Raw genomic sequence first — 9,807 nt, 5'->3', positions numbered from 1 at the left:
CCCGCACGCCGGTGAGGAAGGGCGGGCCCGCGAGGTCGCCGGCGATCATCAGCACACCGGGGTTGATCAGCGACACCACCGTCGCCAGCACCTCGCCGACCCGGCGGCGGGGCCGGGTTCGGGGGCGTTGCCGCGGTCGTTCACCGCACCCTCCCGCCGGCCGTGAGGTGCTCGGAGTACAGGCCGACGACGTCGACCTCGATGCCCGGCGTCTGCATCCCGGCGAGGTCGCGGACCCGGACCTCGACCCGGTTGCGGACCGCACGGCAGCGGGCGCCGATGTCGGTGGGGTAGTCGAGTTCGACGCCGACGCGGATGTCCGCGACCTCGCCGCTGCCCGGCGTGGCCGAGCCGCGCAGCGAGACGTGGGCCTCCGGGTAGCGGCTGCCGCCCGCCCGTGGGGCGGGGGCCGCGGCGGGGTGCGCCGCGGTCTCCCTGAGTGCCTCGCGGGCGGCCTGGGCGGCCAGTTTGGCGACGACGCGTTCGGCGATGCGGGTGGCGCCGCGCTCGGCCGGGGGCACCGGCGCGGCGGCGACCTCAGAGGCGTCGTTCATTGTCGCGGTTGCGCTCCCCCGGCCGGAAGAAGTCCCCCGGCTGTAGATCTCCCTCGGCGAACCGGCCGGCGACGAAGCCGACGGCGCCGAGCGCGGCGACCAGCAGGAAGGCACCGAACCCGCCGAAATAGCCGGCGAACCCGAGTGCCATGCCCGCGATCATGCCCACGACGGCCATGCTCATCTTCCGCTCCTTCACTCACCGGTCCTGACGGTCCGGGGTTTGTCCCTGGTGGTGCGAGGGCGCACGGCTCACTGGAGCGGCGGGCGGCTCTCGTCCTCCGCCTCGTCCTCCAGGTCCTCGGGGAGCTTCACGTCGCCGACGTTGATGTTGACCTCGACGACCTCCAGCCCCGTCATGCGTTCGACGGCGGAGACGACGTTCTCGCGCACGGTGCGGGCCACCTCGGCGATCGAGACGCCGTACTCGACGACGATGTCGAGGTCGAGCGCGGTCTGCACCTCGCCGACCTCGGCCTTGACGCCGCGGGTGGCGGACTTGGTGCCGCCGGGGACGCGGTCGCGGACGGCGCCGAAGGTGCGGGCGAGTCCGGTGCCCATGGCGTGGACGCCCACGACGTCCCGCGCGGCGAGGCCGGCGATCTTGGCGACGACGCCGTCGGCGATGGTGGTCTTCCCACGGGTGGCGGGGTCACCGGTGCCGCGTCGGTTCGCCAGCGGCTTGGCGGAGTTCGATCGATCGTCCTTCGCCAGGTCGGTCGTCGTCGTCTCGGTCACTGCGCCTCCTCGTTCCGGTCCGGGTCGCTCCGGCGAGCCGGACCCGCTGGTCGTGTCAGGTTAGACCGGCGGCGCCCGACTCTCGCCCGGGCCGCGCCGAGCGGGTGAACCGGTGTCCCCGACACGGGGTCTCCAGCATTGCTGTACCCAGACTCCGGGACCTTGCACGGAACTGGTCCCGCCAAAACGGAATCTGTCGTTCCGCCAGCGGCGCGCCGACCACCGCGCCGCTCCCGGCCTCGGGTTTCCACGGGGCGGCACGGACACGATCGGCCCGCGCCGAGGCGCGGGCCGATCGGGGTCTCGGTGGGGCGGCTGAAGGATCGGGGGGGGCGTCAGTCGTCCTCGCCCAGCAGGTCGCGGAGCCTGCGGGCCTGGGCGGCGCGCTCGGCGCCGCGCTGGGTGTCGTAGTCGGCGTCGACGGCGGACCGCAGCAGGGCCTTGGTCTCCACGACGGCGTCCCGGGGTGGGGCCAGCAGCGCCGCCACCAGGTCGGCCGTGGCCGACTCCAGCTCGGCGGCGGGGACGACGAGGTTGGCGAGGCCCGTGCGCTCGGCCTCGGCCGCCCGCACCGACCGCCCGGTGGCGCACATCTCCAGCGCGCGGGCGTAGCCGACCAGCGAGACGAGCGGCGAGGTTCCGCCCAGATCGGGGACGAGTCCCAGCGAGGTCTCCCGCATCGCGAACTCGACGTCGTCGGCGCAGACCCGCAGGTCGCAGGCGAGTGCCAGCTGGAACCCGGCGCCGATGGCATGGCCGCGGACAGCGGCGACCGAGATGATGTCGTTCCTCCGCCACCAGGCGAAAGCCTCCTGGAACCCGGCGATCACGTCGTCCAGCGCGGCGTCGTCCAGCCGCGCCAGTTCGGCGAAGGACGGCTCGCCCGGGAACCCCTCGGGGGTGAACGCACGCCGGTCGAGCCCGGCGGAGAAGGACGGGCCCTCGGCAGCCAGCACCACCACCCGGACGGAGCCCGGCAGGGCTCGCCCCGCAGCCGCCAGCGCCCGCCAGGTGGCGAACGTCTGGGCGTTGCGCTTCTCGGCGCGGTGCAGGGTGACCGTGGCGACGGCGCCGTCCACGGTGACCCGTACCCCGTCCTGGTCCAGCAGTGTCATCGACCCCTCCGAACGTTACTCACGGGTAGTCATCGCCCGGGCAGAGTAACGGTCGGACAGGGCCGCGCTCAACGGTGTCAGGACGCGGCGGACTTCTTGCCTCGCGTGGCTCCCCCGCGTCCGCGCAGGTTCACCTCCGATTCTCGGAGCATCCGGTGGACGAATCCGTAGGACCGGCCCGTCTCCTCGGCCAGCGCCCGGATACTCGCGCCTGATTCGTATTTCCGCTTGAGGTCTGCCGCGAGCTCTTCGCGCGCGGCGCCGGTCACCCGGCTTCCTTTTTTCAGAGTCTCGGCCACCCGTGCCTCCTCAAGGAAGTGCGCTCTGGAACTCTCATGATCACCCCTAACCGGCTTCCTGGCCACCCATTCGGCGAGGTCGCTGTGAGCCACAGCGATCGGCGGGCGGCACGACGGCCCCGGGAACGGCCGGCCCACCGGGGTGGTGGCGCTCCGGGCGGAGTGGCGTCGTGCCAGGTCAGCGCGGGGCGGCCCGGTCGGGCGCCGGGGGCTGCCCGGGTGGGCCGCTCGGGGCGGCGGAGGGGGAACGGTGACCGGCGCACACCAAAACCTCACCCGCACGACGGACGCCGGTTCGGCCCGGCCGGACGCGAGTGACGGGCTCGGGTCGGGTCAGGTCCGGGCGGGCCGGGTCAGGCGAGCGTGACCAGGTCGGCGTAGTCGGCGCTCCAGAGGTCCTCGACACCGTCCGGCAGCAGGATGATCCGCTCCGGCTCCAGCGCGTCGACCGCGCCCTCGTCGTGGGTGACGAGGACGACGGCGCCGCTGAAGCTGCGCAGCGCGCCGAGGATCTCCTCGCGGCTGGCCGGGTCGAGGTTGTTGGTCGGTTCGTCCAGCAGCAGGACGTTGGCCGAGGAGACGACCAGGGTGGCGAGCGCCAGCCGGGTCTTCTCCCCGCCGGAGAGCACCCCGGCGGGCTTGTCGACGTCGTCGCCGGAGAACAGGAACGAGCCGAGGGTCTTGCGGACGTCCACCAGGTCCATGTCGGGCGAGGCGGAGCGCATGTTCTCCAGGACGGTGCGGTCCGGGTCGAGCGTCTCGTGCTCCTGCGCGTAGTACCCCAGCTTGAGGCCGTGGCCCGGGGTGACGCTGCCGGTGTCGGCGGGCTCCACCCCGGCGAGCAGCCGCAGCAGGGTCGTCTTCCCCGCGCCGTTGAGGCCGAGGATCACGACGCGGGAACCGCGGTCGATCGCGAGGTCGACGTCGGTGAAGATCTCCAGAGACCCGTAGGACTTCGACAGCCCCTCGGCGGTCAGCGGGGTCTTCCCGCACGGCGCGGGGTCGGGGAACCGCAGCTTGGCGACCTTGTCGGAGCGGCGCTGCTCCTCCAGCCCGGCCAGCAGCCGGTCGGCCCGCTTCGCCATGTTCTGCGCGGCGGTGGCCTTGGTCGCCTTGGCCCGCATCTTGTCGGCCTGCGAGTGCAGGGCCGCCGCCTTCTTCTCGGCGTTGGCGCGCTCCCGGCGGCGGCGGCGCTCGTCCGCCTCGCGCTGGGTGAGGTACTGCTTCCACCCCATGTTGTAGACGTCGATGCGGGAGCGGTTGGCGTCCAGGTAGAAGACCTTGTTGACGACGGTCTCGACGAGGTCGATGTCGTGGGAGATCACGATGAGGCCGCCGCGGAAGGTCCGCAGGAAGTCCCGGAGCCAGACCACGGAGTCGGCGTCCAGGTGGTTGGTCGGCTCGTCGAGCAGCAGGGTGTCGGCGTCGGAGAAGAGGATGCGGGCCAGCTCGACGCGGCGCCGCTGACCGCCGGAGAGGGTGTGGAGCGGCTGGCCGAGGACCCGGTCGGGCAGCCCGAGGCTGGCGGCGATCGTGGCGGCCTCCGCCTCGGCCGCGTAGCCGCCCTTGGTGAGGAACTCGGTCTCCAGGCGCTCGTACTTGCGCATGGCCTTCTCGCGGGTGGCGCCCTTGCCGTTGGCCATGCGGTCCTCGTTCTCCCGCATCCGCGTGATCACGGTGTCGAGGCCGCGGGCGGAGAGGATGCGGTCGCGGGCGAGGCAGTCGAGGTCACCGGTGCGGGGGTCCTGCGGCAGGTAGCCGACCTCGCCGCTGCGGGTGATGCTGCCGCCGGCGGGGGTCCCCTCACCGGCGAGGCACTTGGTGAGGGTGGTCTTGCCGGCTCCGTTGCGGCCGACCAGGCCGACGCGGTCGCCCGCGGCGACGCGAAAGGAGGCGGACTCGATGAGGACGCGGGCGCCGGCGCGCAGTTCCACGGCGTTGGCGGAAATCATGGACAGAACTCCAGGCAGGGGGAACGGGCGGGGTGTCGGGGTCGGCGGCCGACCCTTGCGGGGGCCGCGGGCGTCCGGCCCGCTAATGCACGAGGAACAGCGTGTCCATGGCGCCAGTCTACGGGCCCGCGGCAACTGGTTTCGGCGGGTGCCGGAGCACGCCCCGGGCCGCGGCCGGCGGGCGGGCGTCCGGGCCGACGGGCGCCCGGGCGCGGCCGCGTCCCGGACCGCCGACACGGCGGCGGTCCGGGACGCGAACGGCGTCAGGCCTCGCCGGTGTGGACCTGGAACGCCGCGCGACGGACCTTGCGGGCGACCACCGGGTCGGGCAGGGCGGCGGCCAGGGCCACCAGCACCTGGACGGTCCGGGGGTGGCCGGTCGCCCGGATCTCCGCGAGCAGCCGGGGGACCGAGTCGTGGCCGGCGGTCTCCAGGTGCTCCACCAGCAACCGTCCCTCGCCGTGGTCGGTGAGGGCGGCGGCGGTGTCGACCCAGAGCCAGGTGGCCTCCTCCCGGGAGAGGACGTCGGAGGCGTCGGCCGCCAGGTCCTCGGGGTCGGCGCCGTCGTGCTCGGCCAGCCACAGCAGCGCGTAGGGGCGCAGCACCGTCTCGGCCGCCGCCTCCCGGACCGCGGGTTCGGCGGGGCCGCCCACCACGCGCAGGGCCTCGAAGGCGAGCGCGCGGATCAGGGCGTCCTCGCCGCGTGCCGCGGTCAGCAGCTCGGTCACGGCGGGAGCGGTGGTGCGGGCGGCGAGCCAAGCCCGGTACTCGTCCCGGGCCGGGCCGGGGGTGAGGCGGATGCAGCCGCGCAGCATGTCCTCCGCGTTCTGCTCGATGTTGCCGCCGGCCGGGCTCTGGGCGGCGACGCAGATCTGTTCCAGCTTGACCCACACCGCCCAGTTGCCGAGGGGGGTGAGCACGGCCTGCCCCACCTCGCCCGGGTCCTGGCAGCGGGTGAGCGCGCCGACGCCGGCGAACCCGTCGAGCGCCCAGCCGAGGAGTTCGGTGAGCTCCGCCGCGGTGGGGGCGGCCCCGCCCGGGGTCGCGCGCTGCCCGCCACCGTTCGCCTCGGCGGTGGCGGCGGCCCGCTCCTCGCGGAGTTCGTCGATCCGCTTGGTGAGCAGCTCCAGCAGGACGGGTTCGGTGACCGGCCCCGCCGAGAGGTGCATCACCGAGAGGAACTGCGGTGCCGCGACGACGACTTCACCGACCAGCGCCGGGTCGGCGTCGGGCGGCGCCGGGTGGGCGAGCGACCAGGCGTCGAAGAGCGCGACCCAGCCCCGGAGCACGGCGGAGTCGTCGCGGTCCCAGGCCCGCAGTCGCCAGCCGGCGCGGACGGTCTCGCGGTGGAGCTCGACCAGGCCCGCCAACCGGGCGCGGTCCCAGTGGGTCTGTAGCTGGTCCGGCGGCATCCGCAGGTCCGCGGCTGCGCGTTCGGGGCCGGGCGCGGTGGCGCCGTCGGCGTCGGAGGCGGCGGTCAGGGGGGAGCGGCCGACGGCCACGGCCCAGCGCGCGGCACGTACCGCGCCGCCGAGGGCGGCGCGCGCCTGACGTGCCAGTCGCTCCTGCGACTTGAGCGCGGCAGGTGGCCGGGGAACGGGCCGGGAGCGCCCGGCGGCCACGGAACGGCGAGCCGTCGCGATGGCCGGCCGGGGGACGGAACGCAGTCTGGTGTCTCGCGGGGTACGGGACGTCACGGAAACAGTGTTCCTGGTGCCCCCCGATTCCCCAAACCGCACCCCCCGTTCACGATGACCGCCGAGGTCACCGGGTGTGCTCGGCGGTCGTCGTGGGCGGGGGTGCGGCGGCTCGGAGCCGGGGATCAGAGCAGCGGGGTGACGAAGCGGCGCAGTTCCTCCTCGTAGGAGGCGGGGTCGGCGTTCCAGACGGCGGCGTGTCCGGCGCGGCGCGCCACGTAGGTGGAGACGGCCTCGGGGTGGCGTGCCGCCAGCGCCCGCGACGGCTCCCAGGGGGCGATCCGGTCGTCCGGCCCGTGGGCGATCAGGGTGGGCAGGGGGGCGCCGGAGGTGCGCCGGGGCAGGTCGGGGGCGGCGTCGTGGCCGGCCGCGCCCTCCGCGGCGGCGACGGCCAGCGGCAGCAGCGGGCGGCGGACGCCGCGCTCGGCGGCCAGTGCGCGCACGGTCGTGGCGCGGTGCAGGACCGGCGAGTCGAGGACCAGGCCGGCGATGCGGCCGTGCAGCGGGGAGCGTGCCGCGGTGTAGAGCGCCATGGTGGCGCCCACCGACCAGCCGAGGAGCAGCACGCGGCGCGCGCCGTACGCGGCGGCGTGGCGCAGGGCGGCGTCGGCGTCGCGCCACTCGGTGGCGCCCAGGCGGCTGAGCCGGTCGGGCGCGGTGCGGGTGCCGGGGTCGCCCCGGTAGGCGGGGACGAGGACGGGCAGGCCCAGTTCGGTGAGGAACGGCAGCAGGTTCAGCGCGTAGGAGCGGGTGCTGCCCAGGCCGTGGAGGGCGATGACCCACAGGTCGCGGGCGCCGGGGACGAACCAGGCGGGGAGCGGGCCGAGTTCGGAGGGGACGGCGGTGTCGGCGAAGTCGATGCCGAGCGCGGTGCGCGGGTCGCCGGTGTGGAGCTGGGGGGTGAGGGTGAGGCGGGTCCCGGGGGCGGGCGGGCCGCCGACGGTGCGCAGCAGGCGGCGCCGCGGGGTGCCGTCGGTACCGGTGTCGGGTTCGGGCGGCCCCAGCTCGGCGCGGCCGCTCGCCCAGGTCACGGCGTAGCGGCCGGGTGGCACCGGGTCGGGGGTGCGAGTGAAAGTGATGTGGCGGTCGTCGGCGGCGAGCACGGTGAGGCCGCCGCCGCGGAATCCGGCCGGGACGGCGTCGCGGGCGGGCGGCCGCAGGGCGGTCCGGCCGCCGCGGCGCCCGGCGACGGCTATCGCCGCCGCCGAGCCGAGGAGGGTGGTGGCGGTCGTCGCCGCCGCGGTGCGTGCGCGCATGCCCTCCACCATGACGGGGTGGCGGCGCCGAGGCGAGTGGGCGCGCGCGGGAGGGTGAGGTTCTTGGCCACCGGGCGGCGGGGCGGGGGCGCGCGGGCTGCGGTGCGGTGCGGTCCGGGGCGGTCCGGGGTGTCAGTCCTCGTCCGCGGGGGCGCCCTGCCCGTAGCCGCCGAGGCGGGCGGTGGCCTCGGCGAGCTGGTCGGGGCTCAGCAGCGCGGGGCGGGCGCCGGGGACGGCGGCGGCGGTGAGCCACAGGCGGCAGAGCCACTCCAGCTGGGCGGTGCGGTCGTACGCCTGGTCCAGGGCCTGTTCGGCGGGGCCGGTGCCGTAGGTCACGGCGCCGTGGTTGCGCAGCAGGCACCCGCTGCGGTCGCGCAGGGCCCGGAGGGTGTGGTCGGCCAGTTCGGGGCTGCCGTAGAGGGCGTAGGGGGCGACCCGGACGGTGCCGCCGAGGAGGCCGCCGACGTAGTGGGCGGCCGGCACCTCGTCGTGGAGGAGGGAGAGCGCGGTGGCGTGGAGGGCGTGGGTGTGGACGACGGCGGTCGCCGGTGTCCCGCGGTGCACGGCGAGGTGCAGCGGGAGTTCGCTGGTGGGGGTGAGCGTGCCGTGGACCCGGGTGCCGTCGGGATGGACGGCGAGGAGGTCCGCGGCACCGAGCCGGTCGTAGGGCACCCCGGTGGGGGTGATCAGGATGAGGTCGCCGACGCGGACGGAGAGGTTGCCCGAGGTGCCGACGACGAGGCCGTCGACGACCGTGCGGCGGGCGGTCGCGAGGAGGTGGTTCCAGGCGGCCCGGACGGGCGGCGGTGGGGGTGCGGGCCGGTCGGTGGGCGCGGGGGGCCGGTGGGCGGTCATGGGCGGACCGTAGCGGAGACCGGCCGGGCCGGGTCGGTCAGTCGCGGCCGGCGTTGCGGCGGCGGAGGAACATCAGACCGCCTCCGGCGGCGACCAGGGCGGCGGCGCAGGCGGCGATGATCGGCGTGCGGGAGTCACCGCCGGTCTCGGCGAGGTCGGGTGTCTTCGTCTCGACCTCCTCCTCGCCCCCGGTCTGCGGGGTCTTGCCGGGCTCCTCGGGCTCCGGCTCGGGCTCCGGCTCGGGGGCGGCCACGGGGCTCTCGCAGCCGGCGGCGGCGAGGGTGACGCTCCCCTCGACCTCGGCGACGTTGAGGTTGAGGGGGTTGACCGCGACGTCGAGCTGCAGGGCGGTGGCGGCGGCGGTGGTGTCGGTCGTCTCCTCGGCGGCGAGCGCCAGCTCGACGGTCCCGACCCCGGGGATGTCGACGGAGGTGGTGCCGCCGAGGGTCACCGCGACCTCCGTGCCCAGCACGTCGACGGTGGCGGGCAGTTCGGCGAGCGCCTCGGGCTGCTCCCCGGCGGTGCAGGTGGCACGGGCGGTGACCGACTCGACCGAGATGATCGAGGTGCCGGGGAGCCCCGGGACGTGGACGGCGGCGTTGACGAGCTTCACCTCGCCGACGGCGGTCTCGTCGTCGACCGTGGCGGTCGCGGAGGCGACGTCGGCGCGCAGGAGGTGGAACGGCCGGCCCTGGTCGACGCCGTCCAGCGTGGCGGTGAGCGCGGTCTTCTCCGCGGACTCCTGGCCGCCCTCGGGTGCGCCGACCTCGTTGAGGGTGAGGTCCAGTGGCAGCTCGACGGCCTTGTTCAGCAGGGAGACCTGCAGTCCGGAACGGAGCACCACGGCGCTCGCCTTGCCCGTCTCGCCGGTCTCCTCGGCCCCGGTGGCGACCGCGGGCGCGGCGCTGCTGAGGAGGAGGGCGGTGGCGATCAGGGTCGCCGCCCGGCGAGGGCCGGGACGGCGGAAGGCAGAGTTGTACACGGGTCGAACCCCCACAGAAGTACGGTGAACGCCGCCGTCGCACGCCGGTGGGACACCGGCGCGGAGAGCGGCTGGGACGTCGCCATCCTTGACGCCCGTACGGGTGACGGGAGGGTTTCCTCGCTGCCTTCACCCGTAACGGGCACCGCTCGGCACGGCGTGCGATTTCGTAAGCGCCGAGCCGATTCGACCCGGACGGATGTGCGTACCGGGTCACCCGTGTGCGGCAGCGCCGCCGCCGTACCCGGGGCGCGCGGCGCTGCTCCGTGCCGGTAACGGGCGCCGGGCGGGCGCCTCCCCGTTCGGGGGACCCGCTCCCCCGGGCGGCGCGACGGCGGAGCGACCGCGCGCCGCCGGGG

Annotated in this window: 10 protein-coding genes; all 10 read right to left on the bottom strand. The window is 75.4% G+C overall.

Annotated features, from left to right (window positions below; genetic code table 11):
- Nucleotides 1-140: 140 nt before the first annotated feature.
- Nucleotides 141-554, bottom strand: a complete 414-nt coding sequence (locus HCN56_RS19890; protein WP_167973090.1) for a hypothetical protein — start codon at nucleotides 552-554, stop codon at nucleotides 141-143.
- Nucleotides 538-738: a hypothetical protein gene (locus HCN56_RS19885; protein ID WP_167935430.1), complete on the bottom strand. Its 201-nt coding sequence runs from the start codon at nucleotides 736-738 to the stop codon at nucleotides 538-540. The genes HCN56_RS19890 and HCN56_RS19885 overlap by 17 nt, the downstream gene beginning before the upstream one ends.
- A gap of 68 nt (nucleotides 739-806) precedes the next feature.
- Entirely contained in the window at nucleotides 807-1,292 is a 486-nt protein-coding gene (locus HCN56_RS19880) for an Asp23/Gls24 family envelope stress response protein (RefSeq protein ID WP_167973088.1), read from the bottom strand.
- Nucleotides 1,293-1,627: 335 nt separating this feature from the next.
- Nucleotides 1,628-2,407, bottom strand: a complete 780-nt coding sequence (locus tag HCN56_RS19875) for an enoyl-CoA hydratase/isomerase family protein (RefSeq protein ID WP_167973086.1) — start codon at nucleotides 2,405-2,407, stop codon at nucleotides 1,628-1,630.
- Nucleotides 2,408-2,484: 77 nt separating this feature from the next.
- Complete coding sequence (locus HCN56_RS19870) at nucleotides 2,485-2,706, bottom strand: helix-turn-helix domain-containing protein (protein WP_312871308.1); 222 nt, start codon at nucleotides 2,704-2,706, stop codon at nucleotides 2,485-2,487.
- A gap of 353 nt (nucleotides 2,707-3,059) precedes the next feature.
- Entirely contained in the window at nucleotides 3,060-4,658 is a 1,599-nt protein-coding gene (locus tag HCN56_RS19865) for an ABC-F family ATP-binding cassette domain-containing protein (RefSeq protein ID WP_167973084.1), read from the bottom strand.
- Between the two features lie 263 nt (nucleotides 4,659-4,921).
- The gene (locus HCN56_RS19860; RefSeq protein ID WP_167973083.1) at nucleotides 4,922-6,355 is read right to left on the bottom strand and encodes a hypothetical protein; all 1,434 of its coding nucleotides are present in this window, start codon (nucleotides 6,353-6,355) and stop codon (nucleotides 4,922-4,924) included.
- 125 nt (nucleotides 6,356-6,480) lie between these two features.
- Nucleotides 6,481-7,611, bottom strand: coding sequence for an alpha/beta hydrolase (locus HCN56_RS19855; RefSeq protein WP_167973081.1), 1,131 nt, complete (start codon nucleotides 7,609-7,611; stop codon nucleotides 6,481-6,483).
- A 132-nt stretch (nucleotides 7,612-7,743) separates the two neighbouring features.
- The gene (locus HCN56_RS19850) at nucleotides 7,744-8,466 is read right to left on the bottom strand and encodes a class II aldolase/adducin family protein (protein ID WP_167973079.1); all 723 of its coding nucleotides are present in this window, start codon (nucleotides 8,464-8,466) and stop codon (nucleotides 7,744-7,746) included.
- Nucleotides 8,467-8,503: 37 nt separating this feature from the next.
- Nucleotides 8,504-9,448, bottom strand: coding sequence for an SCO1860 family LAETG-anchored protein (locus HCN56_RS19845; protein ID WP_167973077.1), 945 nt, complete (start codon nucleotides 9,446-9,448; stop codon nucleotides 8,504-8,506).
- Nucleotides 9,449-9,807: the final 359 nt, after the last annotated feature.

The organism is Streptomyces lonarensis (genome assembly GCF_012033735.1).
GTDB lineage: Bacteria > Actinomycetota > Actinomycetes > Streptomycetales > Streptomycetaceae > Streptomyces > Streptomyces lonarensis.
Note: the sequence above shows the minus strand (reverse complement) of the source record. Positions and strands in the feature narration are given on the sequence as shown.

What these genes read in the sequence shown, in the direction of transcription:
- HCN56_RS19885 (WP_167935430.1), bottom strand. Translation starts at nt 738, where the DNA reads ATGAGCATGGCCGTCGTGGGCATGATCGCGGGCATGGCACTCGGGTTC.
- HCN56_RS19875 (WP_167973086.1), bottom strand. Translation starts at nt 2,407, where the DNA reads ATGACACTGCTGGACCAGGACGGGGTACGGGTCACCGTGGACGGCGCC.
- HCN56_RS19890 (WP_167973090.1), bottom strand. Translation starts at nt 554, where the DNA reads ATGAACGACGCCTCTGAGGTCGCCGCCGCGCCGGTGCCCCCGGCCGAG.
- HCN56_RS19850 (WP_167973079.1), bottom strand. Translation starts at nt 8,466, where the DNA reads ATGACCGCCCACCGGCCCCCCGCGCCCACCGACCGGCCCGCACCCCCA.
- HCN56_RS19865 (WP_167973084.1), bottom strand. Translation starts at nt 4,658, where the DNA reads ATGATTTCCGCCAACGCCGTGGAACTGCGCGCCGGCGCCCGCGTCCTC.
- HCN56_RS19855 (WP_167973081.1), bottom strand. Translation starts at nt 7,611, where the DNA reads ATGCGCGCACGCACCGCGGCGGCGACGACCGCCACCACCCTCCTCGGC.